The following is a 23,811-nucleotide window of genomic DNA, read 5'->3' as shown; positions in this document are numbered from 1 at the left end:
AGTGGGGCCGCCCCTCCCCAACCGGGTGCGCTCTCCCCTACCCTCGACCCATGCTCGAGCCCTGGGGGGCGGACTCAAGCACGTCGTACGAACCTGTTGCGGACGATTCCGCCCGTGTGCTGATCCTGGCCCGTGACGCCTTGTCACAGGGTCGGATCGGCGACGCCTCGGCCGCCGTCGACAGCGTGGGTCGCGACGACGTCCCTGCTGAGGTGCGGGCCGGTCTGGCCCTGATCGGTCTGGTCGCGCGGCTCGCTCGCGGTGACGTCCGTGGCGCCGCTCCCTACTCCCGCGAGCTGACCGGCCTGACCCGTGAGCGAGGTCGGGTCGCCGCTCTCGCGTGGTACGGGCTGGCCGAGCTCGCCGCCGCCCGGGCGCAGACCGATCTCGCGATCACGGCCTTCGAGCACGTCGACGAGGAGCAGTCCACCGGTCGCGACCACCCGTGGCTGCCGTGGCGCAGCGGGGTGGCGCGCCTGATCGCCGGCCGCGGTGAGATCGCGACCGCCAACGCCCTGGTCGAGAAGGAGCTCGCGGAGGCGCGCAGCAGCGACTCGCCGTACGCCGTGGCCTATGCCCTGCGCACCCTCGCGGCGGTGGCCCCGACCAGCGACCGGATCGGGCTGCTGGAGGACGCGCTCGACACCCTCGCCGGGGTCGGCGCCGCCCGCCTCGAGGCGCAGATCCGGACCGACCTGGCCGGCTGGCTGATGCTCCTGCAGCCGGCGGAGAAGGCGCGCTCGGTCGAGCTGCTCCGCTCGGCCGAGGCCTACTCCCGGCGCGAGGACCTCGGGCCCCTGCTCTCCCGCGTGCGCTGGCTGCTCGAGCGCCTCGGCGAGCACGCCGACGGCGAGCTGCCGGGGCGCCTGGCCGAGCTCAGCGCCGCCGAGCGCCGGGTGGCCCAGCGCGTGGTCACGGGCAAGCGCAACCGCGAGATCGCCGAGGAGCTCGGGGTAAGCGTGAAGTCGGTGGAGTGGCATGTCTCGCACATCCTCCGCAAGCTGTCGATCACCTCGCGCGGCGAGCTGGCCGACGCGCTGGCGCAGCCGCGCCAGCAGCGCTGACCTCTGGAAGGCGCGCGGTCAGCCGGCGCTCACACCGGGAGCGCGACGTACGTCGTGTCGAGGTACTCCTCGATGCCCTCGAAGCCGCCCTCGCGCCCGAACCCGCTCGCCTTCACCCCGCCGAACGGCGCCGCGGGGTTGGAGAGCAGGCCGGTGTTCATGCCGACCATGCCGAACTCCAGCGCCTCGGCGACCTTGATCGTGCGGGCCAGGTCCCTGGTGTAGACGTAGGAGGCCAGGCCGTACTCGGTGTCGTTGGCCAGCGCGATCGCCTCCTCGTCGGTGGTGAAGGTGGTGATCGGCGCAACCGGCCCGAAGATCTCCTCGCGGTTGATCCGAGCCTGGGCGGGGACGCCGAGCAGCACCGTGGGCGAGTAGAAGTGGCCCGGGCCGTCGGGCGCCGAGCCACCGCAGAGCACCTCGGCACCGTCGTCGACCGCGTCGGCGACCAGCTGCCCGATGCTCTGCACCGCGTCGTCGTTGATCAGCGGCCCCACGTCGGTGCCGGCCTCCTGGCCACGACCGGTGCGCAGGGCACCCATCCGCGCACCGAGCAGGTCGCCGAACTGCCGGGCCACCGACTCGTGCACCAGGAAGCGGTTGGCCGCGGTGCAGGCCTCGCCCATGTTGCGCATCTTGGCGACCATCGCGCCGTCGACGGCGGCCTCGACGTCGGCGTCCTCGAAGACCACGAACGGCGCGTTGCCGCCGAGCTCCATCGACATCCGCTGGAGCTGGTCGGCGGACTGGCGGACCAGCACCTTGCCGACCGGGGTCGAGCCGGTGAAGCTGACCTTGCGCAGGCGCTCGTCGGCCATCAGCGTCGAGCTGAGCTCCTTGCTGTGGTGGGTGGTCACGATGTTGAGCACCCCCGCCGGCAGACCGGCCTCGTCCATCACCTGGGCCAGGGCCAGCATGGTCAGGGGGGTCAGCTCGGCCGGCTTGACGATCATCGTGCAGCCCGCGGCCACGGCCGGGCCGATCTTGCGGGTGCCCATCGCCAGCGGGAAGTTCCACGGGGTGATGAACAGGCACGGACCGACCGGCTTGCGGATCGTCAGCAGTCGTGAGCCTCCCGCCGGCGCCTGCATCCAGCGACCGTGGATCCGCACCGCCTCCTCGGAGAACCAGCGCAGGAACTCCGCACCGTAGGTCACCTCTCCCCTGGCCTCGGCCAGCGTCTTGCCCATCTCGAGGCTGATCAGCTCGGCGAAGTCGTCGGCCTGGTCGATCACCGCCTCGAAGGCGCGACGCAGGATCTCGCCGCGCTCGCGGGGCGCGGTGGCGGCCCAGTCGGCCTGGACGGAGACGGCCGCGTCGAGGGCCGCCATGGCGTCGGAGGTGTCGCCGTCCGCGACGTCGGTGATCACCGACTCGTCGGCCGGGTCGTGCACCTGGAACCTCGCCCCGGTGTTCGACTCGCGCCACTGTCCAGCGATGAACAGACCGCGCGAGCCGGTCTTTGCCAAGAGGTCTAGTCCAGTCATGTGAAATAGCCTCGCACCTCGGTGAAGTTTGCCGAAAGCCTTCTCACCTCTGAAGCGGTTCTGCGACTGTGTCCGTGCGCGCCGGGGGGCATGTCACCTGGCCGTACCCGAGCCCCTCGCTGACCCCATGCTGCGAGGGGCTCGGCCCGTTCCTCCCCCGAATGCCGGGCCCCTTGGCCTCTTGAACATCTGCTCCGGGAGGAGTTGATTCGGACCAGCGACACGTGTCGGCGGCCGACTCCGGCCGCCAGCGGACCTGGAGGCGAGACATGGCGGAGAAGGCGGGCGGCCGTAGACCAGCCGGGCAAGATCTCGGGGCGGGCAGCCCGGACCGGATCCGGAACGTGGTGCTGGTCGGGCCCGGCGGGTCCGGGAAGACCACCCTGGTCGAGACGCTGCTCGCCTGCGCAGGAGCCATCCCGCGGGCCGGCTCGGTCCGGGACGGCACGACCGTGTGCGACTTCGAGGACTCCGAGCATGCCCACGAGCGCTCCATCTCCCTGGCGATCGCACCGGTGGTGCACCGCGGGACCAAGATCAACTTCGTCGACACCCCTGGGTACGGCGACTTCGTCGGCGAGGTGCGCGCCGGCCTACGGGCCGCTGACTGCGCCCTCTTCGTGATCGCGGCCAACGACGCCCTCGACGACGCCACCGCCGCGCTGTGGCGCGAGTGCGCCGAGGTGGGCATGCCCCGGGCCGTGGTGATCACCAAGCTCGACCAGGCCCGGGCCGACTACGACGGCGTGCTGGCGGCCGCGCAGGCGGCGTTCGGCGACAAGGTGCTGCCGCTCTACGTGCCGGTCCGCGACGGTGGCGCCGTCACCGGCGTGATCGACCTGCTCGTCGAGGACGGCGAGCACGACGACCTCCGCGGAGCCCTGATCGAGGGCATCATCGAGGAGTCCGAGGACGAGACCCTGATGGACCGCTACCTCGGCGGCGAGGAGATCGCCCACGAGACGCTGACCGAGGACCTCGAGAAGGCCGTCGCCCGGGCCAGCTTCCATCCCGTCGTTCCCGTGTGCTCGGTGACCGGCGTCGGCTGCGCCGAGCTGCTCGACCTCGCGGTCGACGGCTTCCCCTCGCCGCTGGAGCACCCGTCGCCGGAGGTCTTCACCCCTGCCGGCGCGGTCGCGGCCGCGATCACCGGCGATCCCGCCGGGCCCCTCGTCGCCGAGGTCGTCAAGACCACCAGCGACCAGTACGTCGGACGGGTCAGCCTGGTCCGGGTCTTCTCCGGCACCCTGACCCCCGACGCACCGGTCCACGTCTCGGGCCATTTCACGTCGTTCTTCGCCGACTCGACCCACGAGGACCACGACGAGGACGAGAAGGTCGGCTCGCTGGCCTACCCCTTCGGCCGGCAGATGGTGGCCGCCGACAGGGTGGTCGCGGGCGACCTGTGCGCGATCGGCAAGCTGAGCCGGGCCGAGACCGGTGACACGCTGTCGGCCGTCGACGACCCTCGGGTGCTGCGCCCGTGGTCGATGCCGGAGCCGCTGCTTCCGGTCGCGATCGTGGCCCGCAGCAAGCAGGACGAGGACAAGCTGTCGCAGGCGCTCGCCCGGCTCGCCGCCGAGGACCCGACGGTGCGCGTCGAGAACAACCCCGAGACCCACCAGCTGGTGCTGTGGACGATGGGCGAGGCGCACGCCGACGTGCTGATCGCGCGGCTGGCCGACCGCTACTCCGTCCACGTGGACACCCAGCCGTTCCTGGTCTCGCTGCGCGAGACCTTCGGAGGCCTCGGCAAGGGACTCGGCCGGCACGTGAAGCAGTCCGGCGGCCACGGGCAGTACGCCGTGTGCCACGTCGAGGTGGAGCCGCTCCCCGAGGGCGCCGGCTTCGAGTTCGTGGACAAGGTGGTCGGCGGCTCGGTGCCGCGCCAGTTCATCCCCTCGGTCGAGAAGGGAGTGCGGGCCCAGATGGAGCGTGGGGTCCGGGCCGGCTACCCGATGGTCGACCTCCGGGTCACGCTGACCGACGGCAAGGCGCACGCGGTCGACTCCTCCGACATGGCCTTCCAGATGGCCGGGTCACTGGCCCTGCGGGAGGCCGCCTCGAGCACCACGGTGACGTTGCTCGAGCCCTACGACGTCGTGGCCGTCGTCGTACCCGACGAGCACATCGGCCCCACCATGAGCGACCTCTCGGCACGCCGAGCCCGGCTCCTCGGGACCGACAAGGTCGGCGACGACCGCACCGTGATCAACGCCGAGGTGCCCCAGACCGAGCTGGTCAGGTACGCCGTCGACCTCCGCTCCGCCACCCACGGCGCCGGCGCCTTCACCCGCTCCTTCGGCCACTACGAACCGATGCCCGAGGACGTCGCCGCCACCGTCGCCCGCCGCGACCGCTGAGGCGGGGCCTGGTCCGTCCGGGTCACCCGTGCGCGATCCCGCTGTCGAACCCCTTCGCGAACCACTGTCCGCCCTCGGAGATGCGGGCCGCGCTCTCGCCGCGGAACAGCGGGCCGCGGGGTCCGTCCACCGCGAGGTACAGACCGTCGATTCCGGGCAGCCGGGACGACAACGCCGTCTCGAGCTCCCCCATCCGGCCGTCGACCGAGGCGGCGTCCGCCGCTGTCGCCTCGACGACCACGGCCGGGCCGAGGGGATGGAGCACCCGCACCGTCGTCGGTGTCAGGGGAAAGCCCCGCAGGACAGCCGTCGCTTCCGCCTCGAGCTCGGAGTCGGAGGCCCGGGTAGCGACGGGATGACCCGTGACCCGGTAGCCGTACTCCTCCTCGTCGGGCACGGCCTCCCCCGCGGCGTGCTCGAAGACGGCGACCAGGCTCAGCCGCGCGGGATGCCGGAGCCGGGCCCGAGCGGCCCCCGCGGCCAGCGCGCCCTCCCACTCCGCGATCATCTGGTCATGTCCATCCGGAGCCACGCGCAGCACCTGTCGCACCGTGGTCGGTGAGCTCACGTCGAGCCCGTCGAAATACTGCGCGTCGAGCCCCGCGAGCGCTGCGTCGTACGCCGCCCTCACGTCGTCGGTCCGAGTGACCGTCGCGACGTTCGGGGCGGGAGGCGAGTGGCCGCAGCCCACCAGCACGAGGGCGATGGCCAGGCCGGACGCCCGCCCGCCCCGCCGCCGTCCGCGATCGCCCATGACCGATGGTCGCGCTCGGCACGGCGCCAGTCCAGCAGCGCCGCTGGATCGTCACCGGACGTGCGCGCCGCGCAGGAACTGCTCCAGCAGGGGACCGGCGGTGCCGGCGCCGGTCGTACCGACGTCGACGAACGCGCACACGGCGAGGTCTCCGTGGCCGGCGATCATCCAGGCGTGGGTGAGGATCTTGCCGTTGCGGTCGAACTCCGCGGTGCCGGTCTTCGCGATCACCGGTGGTGCCGGCACGTCCTTGAGCCCGATACCGGTGCCCCCGGTGACGACACCGCGGAGCAGTGTCGTCAGCATCGCGTCCTGGGCCGAGGTCAGCGGCGTCGGTGAGGTGGGGTCGGGGTGCACCGACGTGACCAGCTGGGGTACGACGGTGTGCCCGGCCACGACCGATGCCATCACCGTCGCCATCGTCATCGGCGACGCCAGGATCTGACCCTGCCCGATCATGTCCGCGGCCTTCTCGGTCTCCGACGCGGGCGGGACGACGTTGCCGAAGTACGCCGGGAAGCCGAGGTCGTGGTCGACCCCCATGCCGAGCGTGGCCGCGGCGTCGACGAGGTCGGAGGAGCCCAGCCGGGTCCGCTCGTTGATGTAGGCGGTGTTGCAGGAGTTGGCGATCGCCGTCGCCAGGGTGATCCGGCCGTTGGCCGACGGCGGGTAGAAGCTGTCGTTGGTGAACACCTTGCCGTTCACCGTGACGCTGGTCGGGCAGTCGACGGGTGTGGACGGGGTCACGCCCTTCTTCGCCAGCGCCAGCGAGTCGACGGTCTTGAAGGTCGAGCCCGGCGCGAACCGGCCGTAGGTCGCGTCGTTGTAGCCGTTGTTGCCCGGCCCGTTGGCCGCCGCCAGGATCGCGCCGGTGGAAGGCCGGATCGCGACGATCGCACTGGCCGGGGCCACGTTCGCCAGGATCCGCTCGGCCAGCATCTGGAGGCGAGGCACCATGGTCAGCTTCAGCGGCGTGCCGTCGACCGGCTTGGTCGCGAACAGCTTGCGGTGCTTGCCGTCCGAGCCGACCGCGTCCACCTCGACCCCCGGCGTGCCCCGCAGCTGCTCGTCGTACCGCGCCTCGAGGCCGGAGATGCCGGCCAGGTCACCGACCCGGTAGACGCCGGGGTTCTGCTTGATCATGTCGGCGGTCACCGGCCCGACCGATCCCAGGATCGGGGCCGCGAACTCCTTGGTGATCCCGAGGGGCAGCTGGTCGGCCAGGGCGTCGACGCCCTTGATCGCGGTCGCCCGCCCGACCAGCCCCGACGGCGCGTCCTGCTGGCGGTAGACGATCGCCTGGACGAACGCCTGGGGGCCGGACGCCTTGACCTGCTTGACGTACGACGCGACGTCGATGCCGGTCAGCTGCGCCAGCCGCCGGGCGGAGTCGAGGGCGGCGGCGGGGCCCACCTTGGTGCGGTCGACCCCGAAGCGGACCACCGGTCGGTCGGTCACCAGTCCCACCCCGCCGGGCCCGAGGATGTCGCCGCGCGTCGCCGGCACCGTGGTCGCCGACAGGGTCTCGGCCGGCTGCAACGTCGGCTCGACCAGGGCCGGCCGCCACGGGACCCTCCAGCCGCTGCCGTCCTGGGTGGTCTGCATCGGCACGCGGGTGGTGTAGCTCCAACCGCTCCCGAGCGGCCAGGTCCAGTGCAGGGTGGCCGTCGCCGCGGTGCTGCTGCTCTTCGAGACGCCGGAAACGGTGACCGTCGGTTTCACCGCACCGAGCCCCGAGACGGCGGCGGCGTACTGCTTCTGCACGATGGTCGGGGTGCTGCCGACGAACGCGACCTTCGACAGGTCACCGGAGGAGAGTCCGTCCGCCAGTGCCTTCGCCGTCGGGTCGGGGCTCGGGCCGGAGTCGCCCCCGCCCCCGCAGCCGGCCAGCGCGAGCACCAGCGCGACCAGCGCCGCCGGGAGGACGAGGAGAGATGGCAGCCGAGGGGTCCCCATGGCGGCCATCCTGTCAAAGGCCCGGGAGGGCCGGCGGTCAGGCCAGGGAAGGCAGCCGGGTCAGCGCGGCGGCTACCGCGGCCTGGAGGTCTGCGTCGTCCCAGCTGTGGTCGGTGATCTCACCGCGCAGGTAGGCGTCGTACGCCGCGAGGTCGAGGTGGCCGTGCCCGCACAGCGCGGTCAGGATCACCTTCTCCTCACCGGTCTCGGTGCACCGGTGCGCCTCCTCGATCGCGGCGGCGAGGGCATGGGTCGGCTCGGGGGCCGGGATGATCCCCTCGGTGCGCGCGAAGAGGACGCCGGCGGCGAAGCACTCCGACTGCTTCTTCGCGATCGCCTCGATCTCGCCGGTCTCGTAGAGGTGACTGATCAGCGGGCTCATGCCGTGGTAGCGCAGGCCGCCGGCATGGATCGGGTCGGGGATGAAGTCGTGACCGAGCGTGTGCATCTTCATCAGCGGCGTCATCCCGAGGGTGTCGCCGAAGTCGTACGCGTAGGTGCCCTGGGTCAGGCTCGGGCACGAGGAGGGCTCGACCGCGCGGACCACCGGCGACATCCGGCCGGCCCACTTCTCGCGCAGGAACGGGAAGGCGAGACCCCCGAAGTTGGACCCGCCGCCGGTGCAGCCGACCAGGAGGTCGGGCGTCTCGCCGACCATCGCCAGCTGGAGGAGGGCCTCCTCGCCGATCACGGTCTGGTGCAGCAGCACGTGGTTGAGCACGCTGCCCAGGGCGTAGTTGGTGTCGCCTCGCTGGGCCGCGACCTCGACCGCCTCGCTGATCGCGATGCCCAGCGACCCGGTGGAGTTCGGGTCCTGGGCCAGGATCGACCGGCCGGCCTCGGTCAGGTCGCTCGGGCTCGGGTGCACGACGCCGCCGAAGGTCTCGATCATGATCCGTCGGTAGGGCTTCTGGTCGTACGACGCCCGCACCTGCCACACCTCGCACTCGAGGTCGTACTGCGAGCAGGCGAACGCGAGCGCCGTACCCCACTGACCGGCGCCGGTCTCGGTGGTCAGCTTCGAGATGCCGGCCTGCTTGTTGTAGAAGGCCTGGGGCACGGCGGTGTTGGGCTTGTGCGAGCCGGCCGGCGACACGCCTTCGTACTTGTAGTAGATCCGGGCCGGGGTGCCGAGCGCCTTCTCCAGCCGGTGCGCACGGAACAGCGGGGACGGCCGCCAGAGGCGGTAGACGTCGAGCACCTCGCCGGGGATCTCGACGTACTGGTCCTGCGAGACCTCCTGGAGGATCAGGTCCATCGGGAACAGCGGCGCGAGGTCCTCGGGGCCGACCGGCTGGCCGGTGCCCGGGTGCAGCACCGGGGGTGGCGGAGTCGGCAGGTCGTGCAGCACGTTGTACCAGCGGGTCGGCATCTCGCTCTCGGCGAGCAGGATCTTGTGGTCGGCGGTCCGGGGCATGGCCCGAGCCAAGCACTCGGTGACCGGCTTGTCAGCCCCAGGTTTCTGGAGGCCCCGGCGGGCGGTCCGCCGGTCATCGACCTGGTGCGCGCCGCCCGGGTGAGCCTGTGTGACCTGGGTCACCCCAGGTCCCGGGAATGTTCTCGGCGGTCCTGCGTTCTACTCACCAAGTGGTTGAAAATTCATCCAAGAGGAGACCCCCACATGACTGACAACACGTTCGACCCCGCCACCACCGTCGTCGACGACATCAAGGGCGACTACGCGCTCGACCCGACCCACTCCCGCCTGGGCTTCAGCACGCGGCACGCGATGGTCACCACCGTCCGCGGCCAGTTCAAGGACTTCACCGGCGAGGCCGTCGTCGACACCGCCAACCCGGCAGCCAGCAAGGTCGTCGTGAACATCAAGGCCGAGAGCATCGACACCGGCGTGGCCGACCGCGACGCGCACCTGCGCAGCGCCGACTTCTTCGACGTCGAGACCTACCCCGAGATCACCTTCACCTCCACCGACGTTTCGCGCGACGGTGACGACTGGACGATCGTCGGCGACCTGACCATCAAGGACGTCACCAAGCCGATCTCGATCGACTTCGAGGCCAGCGGATCGGCCCGCGACCCGTTCGGCAACCTGCGGATCGGTTTCGAGGGCCAGGCCACGATCAGCCGCAAGGACTGGGGCCTGACCTGGAACGCCGCCCTCGAGACCGGCGGCTTCCTCGTCTCGGACAAGATCAAGCTCGACTTCGACATCTCCGCGATCGCCAAGTAGCACGAGGACGTTCCGACCCGGCTGGTGCCCACCAGCCGGGTCGGAGCTTATTGGGGTGCACCCGAGCGGCCGGGGCGGTTGAATGCCGCCCGTGGACGAGCTGACGCTGCCGGCGGAGGTGCTGGCCGACGGCCTGACCTCACGACCGCTGACCATGACCGACGCCCGGGCGGTCTACGAGGTGATGGCCGCCCAGGAGCAGGCCGATCTCGGCAAGGTCGAGATCGAGGAGGCCGACATCGTCGGCGACTGGCAGCGGCCGAGCTTCGACGTCGAGGAGTCGACGGTCGGCGTCTTCGACGGCCCGACGCTGGTCGCCTACGCCGAGGTGAGCGCGAGCGGCCGGGGCGACGCCGGCGTGCACCCGTCGTACCGCCGCCGTGGGATCGGTACGGCGCTCGCGGCCTGGATGCCGGTCCGCACCGCGCGGCTCGGTGGCACGATCATCGGCAGTCCGGTCCCCGAGGGGTCGACCGCCGACCGGCTGCTGGAGAGCCTGGGCTGGTTCGTCCGCTGGACCAGCTGGGCGCTGGCCCTGCCGGAGGGCACCGACATCCCGGAGCGGCCCCTTCCCGAGGGCTACGCGATCCGCACGGCCGATCCCGAGGAGTACCCCGCGGTGCTCGACGTCGTCGAGGACGCGTTCTTGGAGTGGAGCGTGCGCGAGCGGTCGACGTACGACGACTTCCTGGCGGTCACGGTCCGGCGCCCCGGCTTCGAGCCCTGGCACTTCCGGGTCGTGACCGACGCGGCCGGGGTGATCGTCGGCTGCGCACTGGTCCAGATGTTCGAGGGTCCGCCGCTGGAGGCCTTCATCAGCCGGCTGGCGGTGCGCAGCGACCAGCGGCACCAGGGCCTGGCCCAGGCGCTGCTCGTCGACTCCTTCGCGCGGGGTCGCGAGCACGGCGCGACCCGGGCGGCACTGTCCACCGACTCGCGGACCGGCGCGCTGGGGCTCTACGAGAAGGTCGGCATGCAGGTCGTCGGCACCTGGGTGCACCGCGCCGTCGACGTCTGATCCTCCCGGTCAGCGCCAGCGGGGATGACGGTGGCCGCGGCGGGCGAGCCGCCGTACGCCGAAGACGTAGAGCAGCAGCGCCACCACCAGCAGCGAGAGGTGGGAGAGCACCAGGACCAGCACGATCACCGCGAGCAGCGCCTTGAGCAGGAACGGGACAGCCGGCGGACGCCAGCCACGGGACCGGGCGACGACCGGCGGCTGCCACGAGCCCCAGGCCGCGTGGCCGGAGGGTGCCTGGCGCGCACCCGGCGGCCTCGGCAGGTCGGCGAAGACCGGGCTCAGCTCGGCTTGGGTCCGGGCCGCCCAGATCCGGTCCAGCCGCTCGGAGTGCTCCTCGGCGGTGATCCGGCCGAGGGCGAAGTGCTCGCCGAGCTCGCGGGCGGCGGTCTCGCGGTCGTCGTCGCCGATCCGCAGTTGCGCGCCGCTCACGACCGCTCCCCGTCTCCCAGGTCCTGCCCGTCCGGATCGTGCCGGTCGCCCAGGTCGTCGATCTCGTCGATCTCGTCGCCCGGGTGGTCGGCCAGGATGCCGTAGAGGCCGCGGCGGGCCTCGACCAGCACCCCGATCGCGGCCCGGCGCTGCTCGTCGGTGCCGGTGCTGATGATCTGCCACACCGCGTTCATCACCCGGCCCAGCTCGGGCTTCAGCGCCGAGAAGTCGGACCGGCCCTTGGCCCACGACGAGGACGACCGCTCGGCCTCGCCACTCTCCCCGGTCTCCCCGGGTCCGTCGAAGGGCGCCCACACCGCGGCCACCTCGTCGGCATGGTCGGCGAGATAGGTGCGGCCGTCGGCGGTCAGCCGCAGGGTACGACGACCGCGCTCGTCGTCACCCTCGATCAGGCCCTCGTCCTCCAGCTGCGAGATGGTCGGGTAGACCGAGCCCGGGCTCGGCCGCCACGCGCCGCCCGAGCGCTCGGCGATCTGGCCGATCACCTGGTAGCCGTTCAGCGGCTCGTCGGCCAGCACCGCCAGGATCGCCACCCGCACGTCACCACGGCGGACCCGGGGTCCGCGCGGCGGGTCCTGGCCGGCCAGCCCGAAGAGCCCGGCCAGCCACGGCGGCGGACCCGAACGCCCCTGCGGCCCCCAGCTGCCGCCCCACGGGCCGCCCCGACCACCGAAGCTCTGCCACGCCTGGTGGTTGCCGAACCGCGACTCGAACTCGCGCGCCCACTGACGCCCGAAACCCTGCTCACCCATGATCGCCCCGCTTCTTCCCGTCCAGCCGACACTGTCGTCGACCGATCACGATATATCGCGAGCGTACGGCGACCATCGGGGCGACACAAGGGCCCGGGCCGGATGCGCGGTGGCTCAGCCGGTGTTGCGCATTCCGGCCGCGATCCCGTTGATGGTCAGCAGCAGGGCACGTTCCAGCGCCGGATCGTCCTCCCCGCGCCGGTAGCGACCCAAGAGCTCGACCTGCAGGTGATGGAGCGGCTCGAGGTAGTTCTCCCGGATGTCCAGCGTGGTGCGCAGGGTCGGCTCGCGGTCGAGCAGCGCAGCGTCGCCGGTCACGGCGAGGACGTGCTCGACGGTCAGGTCGAACTCCGCGCGGACGTTCTCCAGCAGCGGCCGGAGCGACTCCGGCGCCAGGGCGACGTAGCGTGCGGCGATCTCGAGGTCGGTCTTGACCAGGGTCATCGACACGTTGCCCAGGAAGGTGCGGAAGAACGGCCATCGCGCGTACATCTCGCGCAGCACCTCGACGTCACCGGCGACCGCCGCCAGCCCCGACCCCACGCCGTACCAGCCGGGCACGATCTGGCGCGACTGGGTCCAGCCGAACACCCAGGGGATCGCGCGCAGGTCGTCGAGGCCGTCGTCGGAGTCCGGCCGCCGGGCCGGGCGGGAGCCGATGTGCAGGGCCCCGAGCAGGTCCACCGGCGTCGAGGTCAGGAAGTACTCGGCGAGCCCGGGCTCCTCGACCAGGCCGCGGTAGCGCGTGTGGGCGGCCTCGGAGATCCGGTCCATCATCGCGTCCCAGCGCCGGCTCTCGTCGGGGGTACGGCGGTCCGTGCGGTGCAGGACGCTGGCCTCGATGGTGGCCGCCACCGCCAGCTCGAGGTTCTGCCGCGCCAGCGCGGGCAGGGCGTACTTGTCGCTGATCACCTCGCCCTGCTCGGTGATCTTGACCTCGCCGTCCACGGTGCCCGACGGCAGCGCCATGATCGCGTCGTACGTCGGACCGCCGCCGCGGCCGACCGAGCCGCCGCGGCCGTGGAAGAACCGGAGCCGCACGCCGTACCTCCGGGCGACGTCGCGGGCGCGCCGCTGCGCGCGCTGGATCTGCCACTGCGAGGTGGTGATCCCGCCGGCCTTGTTGGAGTCGGAGTAGCCGAGCATCAGCTCCTGGACGTCGCCACGGAGCCGGACCAGCTCGCGGTACGACGGGTCGGCGAACATCGCGTCGAGGATGAACTCCGCCTGCTCGAGCTCGGTCACCGTCTCCAGCAGGGGCACGAAACCGATACGCGCCACCCCCGACGGCAGGTCGACCAGCCCGGCCTCGCGGGCCAGCACCACGGCGGCGAACACGTCGTCGGCGTCGTGGGTCATCGAGATGATGTAGCTCTCCACGACGCGGGGCCCCAGCGAGTCGAGCCCCCACCGGATCGCCCGGAAGGTCTCGGCCGTGACCGCGCCCTCCTCGTCGAGCGGCAGGGGGCTGCGGGCCAGCGGCCGGCGGCTGGCCAGCTCCTCGCTGAGCACCTTGGTCCGCGCGTGCGGCTCGAGCGCGGCGTACGGCGTGGCGAGCTCGCCGACGCGGTCGAGCAGCTGGCCCACGGCGTGGTGGTGCTTCGCGGAGTGCTCGCGGACGTCGAGCGTGGCCAGGGTGAGCCCGGTCGCCGCCACGGTGCGGACCAGCCGCTCGAGCTCGCCGCTCGCGACCACGGTGCCCTGCTGGGCGAGCACCGAGCGGTGCAGCAGGAGCAGGTCGTCGAGCAGCTCGGTGTCGTCGGCGTAGTCACGACCCTCGACGTGCCGCCGCCCACCGGCGATCCGCCGCTCGGTGAGCCCCAGCCGCACGTGCACGCAGGTGAGGAAGAGCCGGTAGGGCTCCTCGGCGTTGAGGCGCCGGTAGCGCGGCTCGACCTCGGGCAGACCCGGCAGCAGCTCCGCGATCCGGTCGGTCAGCTCTCCGGAGACCGCGCTGACCCGGTCGCTGACCGACAGCTCGCGGCGCAGCCGATCGACCAGGGTCTGCAGCATCCGCACGCCGTGCACGGCCTGGAGCGCCAGCACCTCGCGGGTGGTCGCCGGCGTGACGTAGGGGTTGCCGTCCCGGTCCCCACCCACCCAGGTGCCGAAGCGCAGGGGCCGCACGTCGGCCGGCAGCTCGACTCCCATCGTCGCCAGCCGGTCGCGCAGCTCCTCGAGCACGTCGGGCAGGGCCGCGGCGGAGAGCCCCTCGAGGTAGTACACGACGTTGCGTGCCTCGTCGGTCGGCTGGGGCGGCTCGATCCGGAGCTCGTCGGTGAGCCAGAGCAGCTCGATCGCCTCGGCCAGCCGGCGGTCACGGCGCGGCCCCTCCGGCTCCTCGAGCAGGCTCGCCACGCGACGCAGCTTGTCGATCGTTGAACGCCGCGCCACCTCGGTCGGGTGGGCGGTGAAGACCGGGCGCACCCCCACGGTGCGCAGCAGGCCGGCCAGCTCCTCGGCCGGCAGGTCGGCCTCGCGGATCCGGCCGAGGGCCTGCTCGATCCAGCCCCCGTCCGCCTGCTTCTGGCGGGTCAGGGCCCGGCCGCGGTGCACCTGCTCGGTGATGTTTGCGAGGTGGAAGTACGCCGTGAACGCGCGCACCAGGCGGGTGATCGTGGCCAGGTCGAAGTCCGGGAGCTGGTCGAGCCGGCCGTGCTTGGCGTGCGAGCGCACCTGCTCGACCAGGGCGAGCATGTCGTCCCCCTCGGTGCGGGCCAGGGTCTCGCCCAGGATCGAGGTGACGCTGCGGATGTCGCGGCGCAGGGCGCGGTCCGGCGTACTGCTGGCGTCGTCGTCCATGCCTGCATCGTTCCCGATGGATGTGACGCACGTGTGTCGCCGCCCACGGGCCGGTCCGCCCCGCCGGGAGGGGAGAGGACCTCCGACTCTCCCGTTAATACCCCAAGGGGGTATGGTGGCGTCATGGACCACCCCGGATACGTCAGCAGCAAGGACGACGTGCTCAAGCGCCTGCGTCGGATCGAGGGGCAGGCCCGCGGCCTGCAGCGGATGGTCGAGGAGGAGCAGTACTGCATCGACATCCTGACCCAGGTCTCGGCGATGACCAAGGCGCTCCAGGCCGTCTCGCTCAACCTGCTCGACGACCACCTCGCGCACTGCGTGCGGGACGCCGTCAGCACCGGGGTCGACGCCGACGAGAAGCTCGCCGAGGCGTCGGCCGCGATCGCCCGCCTCGTGCGTTCCTGAAGGAGGACCGAGATGACCCAGACCCAGACCTGGACCGTGACCGGGATGACCTGCGAGCACTGTGTGGCCTCGGTGACCGAGGAGGTCGCCGAGCTGCCCGGCGTACGCAGCGTCGACGTGCTCCTCGCCGAGGGCACCGTGACCGTGACCGCCGACGCCCCGCTCGCCGACGACGACGTCCGACGTGCCGTCGAGGAGGCGGGCTACGCGCTCGCCTGAGATGACCACCTCCACCACGCAGGACGCCGCTGTCGAGGTCGACCTCGACATCTCCGGCATGACCTGCGCCTCCTGCGCGAACCGGATCGAGCGGAAGCTGAACAAGCTCGACGGCGTCACCGCGAGCGTCAACTACGCCACCGAGCGCGCGCACGTCCGCCGGGCCGCCGACGTGCCGGCGGACCTGCTGATCCAGACCGTGCGCGCGGCGGGGTACGACGCGTCCCTGCCGACCGCGGACCCGTCACCGGAGCCGGTCGTCCGGCCGGTCCGGCTGCTGGTCGCCGCGGTGCTCTCGGTGCCGGTGGTCGCCTTCGCGATGTCGCCCGGCCTCCGCCCGCCCGCCTGGGAGTGGTGGTCGCTGGTGCTCTCGGCGGTCGTCGTGGGCTATGCCGGCTGGCCGTTCCATCGAGCGACCGTGGTCAACCTGCGGCACGGGGCGACCACGATGGACACCCTGGTGTCGATCGGCACCTCGGCGGCCTGGACATGGTCGGCGGTCGCGGTGCTCCGGGGCCAGGGGCACCTCTACGCCGAGAGTGCCGCCGTGGTGACCACCTTCCTGCTGGCCGGCCGCTACGCCGAGGCACGCAGCAAGCGCCGGGCCGGCGAGGCGATCCGCTCGTTGCTGGAGCTCGGGGCCAAGCAGGTCACCGTGCTGCGCGACGGGCGCGAGGAGCTGGTGGACGCGGCGATGCTCGGGGTCGGAGACCGGTTCGTGGTGCGACCCGGTGAGAAGGTCGCCACCGACGGGGTCGTCGAGGACGGCATCTCGGCCGTCGACGCGTCGATGCTCACCGGCGAGCCCACCCCGGTCGACGTGGGTCCGGGCGACGGCGTGGTCGGCGCGACGGTCAACGCCTCGGGGCGGCTCGTCGTCCGCGCCACCCGCGTGGGCTCCGACACGCAGCTCGCCCAGCTCGCCCGGCTGGTCGAGGAGGCCCAGCAGGGCAAGGCGCCGGTCCAGCGGTTGGCCGACCGGATCTCGGCGGTGTTCGTCCCCGTGGTGCTCGGCCTGGCCGTGCTCACCCTGGCCGGCTGGCTGCTCTCGGGGGCCTCGGCCACCGACGCCTTCACCGCGGCGGTCGCGGTGCTGATCATCGCCTGCCCCTGCGCCCTCGGCCTGGCCACACCGACCGCCCTGATGGTCGGCACCGGGCGCGGCGCCCAGCTGGGCATCGTGATCCGGGGCCCGCAGGTGCTGGAGTCGACGCGAGCGATCGACACGCTGCTGCTCGACAAGACCGGCACGGTCACCACGGGGCGGATGTCGGTGGTCGACGTGGTCGCCGACGGCTCCACCGCGGAGGCGCTGCGGCTGGCCGGTGCCGTCGAGGCCGCCTCCGAGCACCCGATCGCGCGAGCCATCGCCGCGTACGCGGCCGAGCACGGCCCGCTGCCCCCGGTCGAGGACTTCGCCGGCCTCGCCGGTGAGGGTGCCCGGGGTCGGGTGGAGGGCCACGACGTCACGGTGGGGCGGCCGTCGCTGTTCGCCGACCTGCCCGACGCCGTACGTCGTGCCCTCGGGGCGGTGGCCGGCGGCACGCCCGTGGTGGTCGGCTGGGACGGCCGGGCGCGCGGGGTCGTCACCGTGGCGGACACGGTCAAGGAGGGGTCGGCCGAGGCGGTGCGCCGCTTCCACGCCCTCGGCCTGGACACCGTGCTGCTGACCGGTGACCACGAGTCGGCGGCGCGCGCGGTCGCGGCGCATGTCGGCATCGAGACCGTGGTCGCGGGCGTGCTGCCGGCCGACAAGGTCGCCACCGTGACCCGGCTCCAGGCCGAGGGTCGCGTGGTGGCGATGGTCGGGGACGGCGTCAACGACGCGGCCGCGCTGGCCGCAGCCGACCTCGGGCTGTCCATGGGCACCGGGACGGACGTCGCGATTGCGGCCGCCGACCTCACCGTGGTCGGGGGCGACCTGCGGGTGGCCGCGGACGCGATCCGGCTGGCCCGTCGTACCCTCGCCACGATCCGCGGCAACCTGTTCTGGGCGTTCGCCTACAACGTGGCCGCGATCCCGCTCGCCGCGGCCGGTCTGCTCGACCCGATGATCGCCGGGGCCGCGATGGCGGCATCCTCGCTGTTCGTGGTCGGCAACAGCCTGCGCCTGCGCCGCTTCCGCTGACCGGGCGCGCGGGCCGGCTCAGCCCTGGTTGCCGCGACCCTCTTCGACGTACTCCTTGACCTGGTCGAGCATGGTCTGCCAGTTGGCGGCGAACTGCTCGGCCTGCTCCTCGGAGTCGTTGCCGTCCTGCTCGAGGGTGAGCCGGGTGCCGGCGTCGCTCGCCTCGAGGCGGTAGTCGAGGTGGTGGTAGCTCGACGGCTCGTCCGGCTGTCCGCTGAGCGGGCTGTAGTGGGTCATCCGCAGCCGGGAGGGCTCGTCGACCTCGAGGATCTCGCCCTTGTCCTCGAACGAGGTGCCGTCGTACTCGCCGGTCCAGGTGATCGCGCTGCCGACCTGCCAGTCGGTCTCGACCTGCGAGCCGAACATGAAGCGCGAGATCGCCTCGGGATCGGTGAGTGCGGCCCAGACCTGCTCGGGCGAGGCGGAGATCTCGGTCTCCGCGCCGGCGACGTGGTCAGTACTTGGTTCGGTCATGTCAGAGATGTACCCACGACTCAGGAGCGCACACCCGAACCCCGGGTCGACCTGCCGAGATGGCGCAGGAGGTTGGCGGAGAACCGGCTGCCCATGGCCGCCACGACGCCGCGCATCGCGGTCTGCACGGCCGGGCGGGCCAGGCCCGGGAACGGCAGCTCCACGGTGATCGACAGGTCGATCGCCAGGTCGGTGCCCGAACCCGAGGGCCTGAGTCGGTAGGTGCCGTCGACCCCGGCCCGCTCCCCGGCCCGCTCGGGGTCGTGGGTGAACGTGATCTGCGTGGGCTTCTCGAAGGACATCAGCTCGGTGAACGACGGCGCGATCGCGATGCCGAGGACCGGCACCTTGCTCAGGTGCCAGACCCAGCGGTCGCCCTCGGCCTCGATCTCGCGGAGGTACGGCGTGAGCCGGGGTAGCAGGTCGGGGTCGGTGAGCGCGGCCCAGACCTCGGCCGGCTTGGCGTCCACGGTGGCCGACGAGCGGTTGCGGACGGTGAACGCGGTCATTCCCCGGAGTCTGTCACCGGCCCGGGGGCGTCGACCCACCCCCTGGGGCGGGGTCGGCTTCGGAGCGGCTGGCTAGGGTCGGGACATGGGTTCCATAGCGGGCGTCGTCGACCAGGTGCTCGACCGGACCGTGGCCCCGGGCTACTCCCGGATCGGCTACCACCTGCGCCGGCGGCAGTGGTCGCCGCTGCCCGACGGTGCGCTCGACGGCCGCGTGGTGCTGGTCACCGGCGGCACGTCCGGTCTCGGGCTGGCGACCGTCGAGGCCTGCGCCCGGCTCGGTGCCACCGTGCACCTGCTGGGCCGCGACCGGCAACGCGGTGAGTCGGCGGCGCGGGGCGTGCGTCGCCGCGTGCCGAACGCCGAGATCGTGGTCGAGGAGTGCGACCTGGGCTCACTGCCCGCCGTGGCGGCGTTCGCGCAGGACTTCGGCGCCCGCGTGCCCGCGCTCCACGGCCTGGTCCACAACGCGGGGCTGATGGCCGATCCGCGCACCGAGACCCCCGAGGGGCACGAGCTCACCCTCAGCGTCCACGTGCTCGGGCCGCACCTGCTGACCTCGCTCCTGGTCCCGGTGCTGGTGCCCGGGTCACGGGTGCTGTTCGTCTCCTCCGGAGGCATGTACTCGCAGCCGCTGGCGGTCGACGACCCGGAGTTCCGCGAGGGCGAGTACTCCGGGGTGACGGCGTACGCTCGGGCCAAGCGGATGCAGGTGGTGCTGGCCGAGCAGTGGGCCGAGCGACTGGCCGACCGCGACATCACCGTCCGCGCCATGCATCCCGGCTGGGCCGACACCCCGGGCGTCCAGCGACACCTGCCGAGGTTCCGGAGCCTGACCCGGCCGATCCTGCGCACGTCGGAGGAGGGCGCCGACACCATCGTCTGGCTGCTGGCCGCCGACCACCTCGAGCCACCGACGGGCGGCTTCTGGCACGACCGTGCCGTCCGGCCGACCCACGCCTTCGGCCGGCACCAGGAGTCGGCGGCCGACCGGGCCCGGTTCTGGACGTTCTGCGACGACGCGGTCGCGGCGTACGTCGGGGAGCCGGCATGAGGTCGTCGAAGCGCTCGCGCAGCCTCGAGCCGGTCCACGCCCTCGACCTCGCCGCCTCGCAGACCACGGACGACAACGCCGTGTCCCGACTGGTCCAGGTGCTGCTCGACGCCGGGATCGACGGCATCGGGCCGCTCAGCTCGTCGCGCGAGATCGCTGCGGCTGCGGTGGCGCGCAGCCGGTCGAACGACGCCGCCATCGCCCGGGTCGCCCGCTCGCACCTCGCCCGCGGCGCGGTCGGCGGCTTCGTCACCGGCATCGGCGGGTTCGTGACGATGCCGATCGCCCTCCCCGTCAACGTCGTCGAGTTCTACGTGCTCGCGACCCGGATGGTGGGCTCGATCGCGGTCCTGCGCGGGTACGACGTCGACGAGCCGCGGGTCCGGACGGCGATCCTGCTCACCCTGGTGGGCGCCGACGCGGACGAGGTCCTGGCCAAGGCCGGTCTCGCCACCGGCGGCGGCCGGGCGCTGAGGCTCGTGTCCGGACAGCTGCCACCGGCAGCCCTGCTGATGCTGAACAAGGCGATCGCCTTCCGGTTGATGCGCGGGGTGGGCGAGAAGGCGTTCGTCCGGCTCGGCCGCGGGGTACCCGTGGTCGGCGGGGTGATGGGGTCCGGGATCGACAGCTGGATGATGAAGCGGATCGCCGACCACGCGATGGGCGAGTTCCCGCCGCTTGCCGACGCCTGAGACCAGGGACCAGCCGGGCCGCCAGGCAGCGCGGAACCGGGGCCTCGGCAACCAGCCGGCTGCGCTGAGCTACGGCACCAGGTCGGTGACCGCCGCTGCGACGGCGGCGGCGCCGCGGCGGCTGAGCACGATCGTGTAGTGGTTGACGTCCGCGACCCGGCGCACGTCGAGGTCGGGCCAGCGGGCGGAGTACGCGTCGACCGTGGCCTGGGGATAGAGCCCCGGCGGGTCGTCGGCGAAGCCTCGGCCGGCGTGCAGGAAGACCCGGGGGTGGGTCTGTCGCGTGATCGCCTCGGCGAACGTCGTCCCGCTGACCATGTCGACCTGGTCGGCCGCGACCGCCTCCGGGTCGGCGCTGGGCCGGCCCGGCTCCGTGGGCAGGTCGTAGTCGGCGTACTCCTCCGCCTCGGGGGTCCAGTCGCGCGCGAACGCCGGGTGGCGCCGGAACCAGTCGCGGTACTCCTCGCGGGTGTACGACGCCTGGAGCCGCTGCGTGATCGGCGCGAGGCCGGCCAGGGTCGCCTGCTCGTCGGCCGGCGGGAACGGGAGCCCGCCGTCCACCAGAACCAGCGCCCGGACCAGGTCGGGATGCCGGGCCGCGAGCACACCGGCCACGAAGCCGCCCATCGAGTGCCCGACCACGACCAGCGGCTCGTCGGCGATCGCGCGGAGCACCGCGGCGCAGTCCTCGGCGTGCGCCGCCATCCCGACCGGGCCGGGCAGGCCGCTGGACCGCCCGCGGCCGCGCAGGTCGGGGGCGAGCACCGTCCGGCCCAGCGCCTGGGCCAGGAACGGCCAGGAGCGCGACGACGAGGTGATGCCGTGGATCGCCAGCACCGGCGGGCCGGAGCCCGCCCAGCTCGTCACCCGCAGGGATCCCCCGGCGACGGGGACGTCGTACGCCTCGGGCATGGGCTCAGGTCTACCACCGCGCGCCGGAACCGGCTCGACAGCCCACCCGGAGTGCGGTGGGGTGGGTGGGTGACCGGACCGCTGCACGACGACGAGATCCCGATCGACGAGAGCCTGGTGCGGTCGCTGCTGGGCACGCTCTCGACGTCGTACGACGCGCTGCCCCTGCACCGGCTCGATGCCTCGGGCTCGAGCAACGCACTGTTCCGCCTGGGTGGCGACCTGCTGGTACGGCTGCCCCGTCAGCCCGGCGGCACGGCGACGATCGAGAAGGAGCGGCGCTGGCTCCCGTACGTCGAGCCCGCCCTGCCGGTGGCCGTCCCCGAGGTGGTGGAGGTCGGCGGACCGGGCTTCGGCTATCCCGAGCGGTGGTCGGTGGTGCGCTGGCTGACGGGTGAGCCGCCCACGCCACCGGTCTCCGGGGAGCCCCCGCGCCACGATCTGGCCCGCGACCTCGCGGCCGTCGTGACCGGGCTGGCCGACACGGCAGTCCCGGCGTCGGCTCTGCAGGACCCGGACCTGCGCTGGTACCGCGGCGAGCCGCTGGACACCATGGACACCTCGACCCGGGCTGCGCTGGCCGCCTGCCGCGAGATCGCCGGCCTCGACCTCGACCTCGTGGCCTGCGCGGAGGTCTGGGACGACGCGGTCGCGCTCCCGCGGACGCCTGACGTCGCCGCCGGCTGGTACCACGGCGACCTCCTCGCCGAGAACCTCCTCGGGCGCGACGGACGGCTCGCCGCGGTGCTGGACTTCGGCGGCCTGGCGGTCGGAGATCCGACCGTCGACCTGGTGGTCGCCTGGGAGCTCCTCGACCCGGCGGCGCGAGCCACCTTCCGCGACCTGGTCGGCGTCGACGAGGCGACCTGGCTCCGCGGCCGGGCCTGGGCGCTGGCCCTGGCGCTGATGACCTTCCCCTACTACTGGACCACCATGCCGGTCCGCTGCACCGAACGGCTGGCCCTGGCCCGGGCCGTCCTGGCCGACCACGCGACCACCTGAGCGGCACCCGACCGGCGAGGCGGTCGAGCGCTGTCGGTGGCCGCACCTAGGGTCTGAGGGGTGAGGCGACGATGAGCAAGATGGACGGCCTGCGGGCGATGCGCGAGGCCCGGTACGCCGAGGCGGAGGCCCGCGCCCGCAAGGGCACTCCCGCACCGAAGCGGCCCTCGTCGACGGTGGCGACCGCGACAGCCGTGCGGTCGGCGCCGGAGCCGGCCGCCGCCAACGCCACCGCCGCCGCCGCCGAGGAGCTCTGCGGCCACCGCAACATGAGCGGCCGCACCTGCACCCGCGAGCAGGGTCACGCGGCCAAGAGCCACCGCTACTCCTGAGCCCACCGGTTGGTCACTGGCGCGAGTTGAGCACCACCAGCAGCACCAGGAACGCCATCACCACGAGCGCGCCCCCGACCGCCCACCTTGTGATCGCGGCCGAACGCCGCCGCAGGACCTGCTCACGCGCGACGTCGCCCCGGCGCCGGGCGCGGGCCAGCGCCAAGCGGAGGTAGCCGCGATAGCCGACGTAGGCGACCGCGACCGCGAGCACCAGGATCCGTCGCAGCAGCATGCGGGGAGCATCGCACGACCCGGCAGGCGTGGATCGGGTGCCCGGGGTGGACGGACGGGTCGCCCGGATCGGCTCAGGGGATCAGCGCGACCTTCCCGCCGGGGTGCCCACCGGCGAGGAGGTCGGCGGCGGCCAGCGCCTGCTCGAGCGGGAAGGTCCGGGCCATCGGCACCACGAGCCCGCCCTCCCCGGCCAGCCGGACGAGCTCCGCGCGTACGCCGTCGCGATAGGCAGCGCTCTCGGGCAGGTCGCCGCCGATCACCCGGATCCCGACCTGGGCACCGCGCTGCTTGGCTGCGATCGTGACGATCCGGTCACGGTCGGGCACCAGCGAGAGCGAGACGTCGACCGCCTCCTCGGTGCCGACGCAGTCCAGCGCGGCGTCGAAACCGTCGGGCGCCGCGGCCCGCAGCCGGGACTCCAGCCCGGGGCCGTAGCCGACCGGCTCGCCGCCGAAGCGCCGTACCTCGTCGAAGCGGGACTCGCTGCAGGTGCCCAGCACGCGCAGTCCGAGGCGGGCCGCCTGCTGCAGCAGGCTGACCCCCACCGCGCCCGAGGCGCCGTGCACGACCACGGTCTCGCCGGGCGCGACCCCGGTCACGTGCAGCATCTCCGAGGCGGTGGTGGCGGCCAGGAGGAGGTTGGCGGCCTCCTCGAACGAGAGGGAGGCGGGCTTGGCGAAGACGTCTCGGGCCGGCACCGTGATCGCGGTGGCCCAGCCGCCCCGCACCCGGAAGGCGAGCACCGCGTCACCGACCACGCCCCCGCCCGAGGCGATCTCGGTCCCGGGGCCGACCGCGGTGAGCACCCCGGCGATCTCGTAGCCGACGCCCCGCGGGAAGTCCTCCGCCCTGCCGACCTTCACGTGCTTGGCGTCCGCCGGGTTGACGCCCGCGGCCCGCACCCGCACCGTGACCTCGCCGGCCGCCGGTGCCGGCGGGTCGTACGGCACGAGGTCGAAGACCTCCAACCCGCCGGGCCGCTCGGCGATCCAGTGCCGCTCCAT

General features: G+C 72.9%; 23 protein-coding genes. 11 read left to right on the top strand and 12 right to left on the bottom strand.

Annotated features, from left to right (window positions below; translation table 11 throughout):
- The first annotated feature begins 50 nt into the window (after positions 1 to 50).
- Positions 51 to 1,064: a helix-turn-helix transcriptional regulator gene (locus E3N83_RS14780; protein WP_151083951.1), complete on the top strand. Its 1,014-nt coding sequence runs from the start codon at positions 51 to 53 to the stop codon at positions 1,062 to 1,064.
- 29 nt (positions 1,065 to 1,093) lie between these two features.
- On the opposite strand, the gene E3N83_RS14775 is transcribed toward E3N83_RS14780, so the two are convergent.
- Positions 1,094 to 2,551 carry an NAD-dependent succinate-semialdehyde dehydrogenase gene (locus E3N83_RS14775; RefSeq protein WP_151083950.1) on the bottom strand — a complete coding sequence of 486 codons (1,458 nt, stop codon included), beginning with the start codon at positions 2,549 to 2,551 and terminating at the stop codon, positions 1,094 to 1,096.
- 269 nt (positions 2,552 to 2,820) lie between these two features.
- Between E3N83_RS14775 and E3N83_RS14770 the strand changes: the two genes are divergently transcribed.
- Positions 2,821 to 4,914, top strand: a complete 2,094-nt coding sequence (locus E3N83_RS14770; RefSeq protein ID WP_151083949.1) for an elongation factor G-like protein EF-G2 — start codon at positions 2,821 to 2,823, stop codon at positions 4,912 to 4,914.
- A gap of 22 nt (positions 4,915 to 4,936) precedes the next feature.
- Here E3N83_RS14770 and E3N83_RS14765 read toward each other — a convergent pair whose 3' ends face one another.
- From E3N83_RS14765 to E3N83_RS14755, 3 genes are read right to left on the bottom strand one after another with little or no spacing between them, the layout of a single operon-like run.
- Positions 4,937 to 5,668, bottom strand: a complete 732-nt coding sequence (locus tag E3N83_RS14765) for a hypothetical protein (RefSeq protein ID WP_151083948.1) — start codon at positions 5,666 to 5,668, stop codon at positions 4,937 to 4,939.
- 51 nt (positions 5,669 to 5,719) lie between these two features.
- Positions 5,720 to 7,624, bottom strand: a complete 1,905-nt coding sequence (locus E3N83_RS14760) for a penicillin-binding transpeptidase domain-containing protein (RefSeq protein ID WP_238342924.1) — start codon at positions 7,622 to 7,624, stop codon at positions 5,720 to 5,722.
- A 37-nt stretch (positions 7,625 to 7,661) separates the two neighbouring features.
- Complete coding sequence (locus E3N83_RS14755; protein WP_151083946.1) at positions 7,662 to 9,041, bottom strand: TrpB-like pyridoxal phosphate-dependent enzyme; 1,380 nt, start codon at positions 9,039 to 9,041, stop codon at positions 7,662 to 7,664.
- Between the two features lie 204 nt (positions 9,042 to 9,245).
- Here E3N83_RS14755 and E3N83_RS14750 point away from each other — a divergent pair, with 204 nt between their 5' ends.
- Both E3N83_RS14750 and E3N83_RS14745 read left to right on the top strand, forming a co-directional pair.
- On the top strand, positions 9,246 to 9,815 hold the full coding sequence (locus tag E3N83_RS14750) for a YceI family protein (protein WP_151083945.1): 570 nt from the start codon (positions 9,246 to 9,248) through the stop codon (positions 9,813 to 9,815).
- Positions 9,816 to 9,906: 91 nt separating this feature from the next.
- Positions 9,907 to 10,833 carry a GNAT family N-acetyltransferase gene (locus tag E3N83_RS14745; RefSeq protein ID WP_238342923.1) on the top strand — a complete coding sequence of 309 codons (927 nt, stop codon included), beginning with the start codon at positions 9,907 to 9,909 and terminating at the stop codon, positions 10,831 to 10,833.
- A 9-nt stretch (positions 10,834 to 10,842) separates the two neighbouring features.
- Here E3N83_RS14745 and E3N83_RS14740 read toward each other — a convergent pair whose 3' ends face one another.
- The 3 genes from E3N83_RS14740 to ppc all read right to left on the bottom strand — a co-directional run bounded on the left by E3N83_RS14740 (position 10,843) and on the right by ppc (position 14,840).
- Entirely contained in the window at positions 10,843 to 11,265 is a 423-nt protein-coding gene (locus tag E3N83_RS14740; protein ID WP_151083943.1) for a DUF1707 SHOCT-like domain-containing protein, read from the bottom strand.
- Positions 11,262 to 12,038, bottom strand: coding sequence for a PadR family transcriptional regulator (locus E3N83_RS14735; RefSeq protein WP_151083942.1), 777 nt, complete (start codon positions 12,036 to 12,038; stop codon positions 11,262 to 11,264). The genes E3N83_RS14740 and E3N83_RS14735 overlap by 4 nt, the downstream gene beginning before the upstream one ends.
- Before the next feature lie 114 nt (positions 12,039 to 12,152).
- Positions 12,153 to 14,840 (bottom strand): phosphoenolpyruvate carboxylase, encoded by a 2,688-nt coding sequence (gene ppc, locus E3N83_RS14730; protein ID WP_151083941.1) that lies wholly within the window; start codon positions 14,838 to 14,840, stop codon positions 12,153 to 12,155.
- 123 nt (positions 14,841 to 14,963) lie between these two features.
- Here ppc and E3N83_RS14725 point away from each other — a divergent pair, with 123 nt between their 5' ends.
- Genes E3N83_RS14725 through E3N83_RS14715 form a run of 3 tightly spaced genes read left to right on the top strand, consistent with a single transcriptional unit; the run spans position 14,964 to position 17,595 of the window.
- Entirely contained in the window at positions 14,964 to 15,248 is a 285-nt protein-coding gene (locus E3N83_RS14725) for a metal-sensitive transcriptional regulator (protein WP_151083940.1), read from the top strand.
- A gap of 12 nt (positions 15,249 to 15,260) precedes the next feature.
- Positions 15,261 to 15,467: a heavy-metal-associated domain-containing protein gene (locus E3N83_RS14720; protein WP_151083939.1), complete on the top strand. Its 207-nt coding sequence runs from the start codon at positions 15,261 to 15,263 to the stop codon at positions 15,465 to 15,467.
- Position 15,468: 1 nt separating this feature from the next.
- Complete coding sequence (locus E3N83_RS14715) at positions 15,469 to 17,595, top strand: heavy metal translocating P-type ATPase (protein ID WP_151083938.1); 2,127 nt, start codon at positions 15,469 to 15,471, stop codon at positions 17,593 to 17,595.
- Positions 17,596 to 17,613: 18 nt separating this feature from the next.
- Here E3N83_RS14715 and E3N83_RS14710 read toward each other — a convergent pair whose 3' ends face one another.
- Both E3N83_RS14710 and E3N83_RS14705 read right to left on the bottom strand, forming a co-directional pair.
- Complete coding sequence (locus E3N83_RS14710; protein ID WP_151083937.1) at positions 17,614 to 18,069, bottom strand: SRPBCC family protein; 456 nt, start codon at positions 18,067 to 18,069, stop codon at positions 17,614 to 17,616.
- A 20-nt stretch (positions 18,070 to 18,089) separates the two neighbouring features.
- Complete coding sequence (locus E3N83_RS14705) at positions 18,090 to 18,578, bottom strand: SRPBCC family protein (RefSeq protein ID WP_151083936.1); 489 nt, start codon at positions 18,576 to 18,578, stop codon at positions 18,090 to 18,092.
- An 85-nt stretch (positions 18,579 to 18,663) separates the two neighbouring features.
- Here E3N83_RS14705 and E3N83_RS14700 point away from each other — a divergent pair, with 85 nt between their 5' ends.
- Both E3N83_RS14700 and E3N83_RS14695 read left to right on the top strand, forming a co-directional pair.
- Entirely contained in the window at positions 18,664 to 19,632 is a 969-nt protein-coding gene (locus E3N83_RS14700) for an SDR family NAD(P)-dependent oxidoreductase (protein ID WP_151083935.1), read from the top strand.
- Complete coding sequence (locus E3N83_RS14695) at positions 19,629 to 20,324, top strand: EcsC family protein (protein WP_151083934.1); 696 nt, start codon at positions 19,629 to 19,631, stop codon at positions 20,322 to 20,324. The genes E3N83_RS14700 and E3N83_RS14695 overlap by 4 nt, the downstream gene beginning before the upstream one ends.
- 69 nt (positions 20,325 to 20,393) lie before the next feature.
- On the opposite strand, the gene E3N83_RS14690 is transcribed toward E3N83_RS14695, so the two are convergent.
- The gene (locus E3N83_RS14690; RefSeq protein WP_151083933.1) at positions 20,394 to 21,236 is read right to left on the bottom strand and encodes an alpha/beta fold hydrolase; all 843 of its coding nucleotides are present in this window, start codon (positions 21,234 to 21,236) and stop codon (positions 20,394 to 20,396) included.
- 69 nt (positions 21,237 to 21,305) lie between these two features.
- Here E3N83_RS14690 and E3N83_RS14685 point away from each other — a divergent pair, with 69 nt between their 5' ends.
- Both E3N83_RS14685 and E3N83_RS14680 read left to right on the top strand, forming a co-directional pair.
- Positions 21,306 to 22,238, top strand: coding sequence for an aminoglycoside phosphotransferase family protein (locus tag E3N83_RS14685; RefSeq protein WP_191907820.1), 933 nt, complete (start codon positions 21,306 to 21,308; stop codon positions 22,236 to 22,238).
- 71 nt (positions 22,239 to 22,309) lie between these two features.
- The gene (locus E3N83_RS14680; protein ID WP_151083931.1) at positions 22,310 to 22,570 is read left to right on the top strand and encodes a hypothetical protein; all 261 of its coding nucleotides are present in this window, start codon (positions 22,310 to 22,312) and stop codon (positions 22,568 to 22,570) included.
- Between the two features lie 13 nt (positions 22,571 to 22,583).
- Here the strand turns inward: E3N83_RS14680 and E3N83_RS14675 are convergent, their stop codons facing one another.
- Both E3N83_RS14675 and E3N83_RS14670 read right to left on the bottom strand, forming a co-directional pair.
- The gene (locus E3N83_RS14675; RefSeq protein WP_151083930.1) at positions 22,584 to 22,805 is read right to left on the bottom strand and encodes a hypothetical protein; all 222 of its coding nucleotides are present in this window, start codon (positions 22,803 to 22,805) and stop codon (positions 22,584 to 22,586) included.
- A 73-nt stretch (positions 22,806 to 22,878) separates the two neighbouring features.
- The gene (locus E3N83_RS14670) at positions 22,879 to 23,811 is read right to left on the bottom strand and encodes an NADP-dependent oxidoreductase (RefSeq protein ID WP_151083929.1); all 933 of its coding nucleotides are present in this window, start codon (positions 23,809 to 23,811) and stop codon (positions 22,879 to 22,881) included.

Source organism: Nocardioides cynanchi (genome assembly GCF_008761635.1).
Lineage (GTDB): Bacteria > Actinomycetota > Actinomycetes > Propionibacteriales > Nocardioidaceae > Nocardioides > Nocardioides cynanchi.
This window is presented reverse-complemented; position numbering and strand designations above follow the sequence as displayed.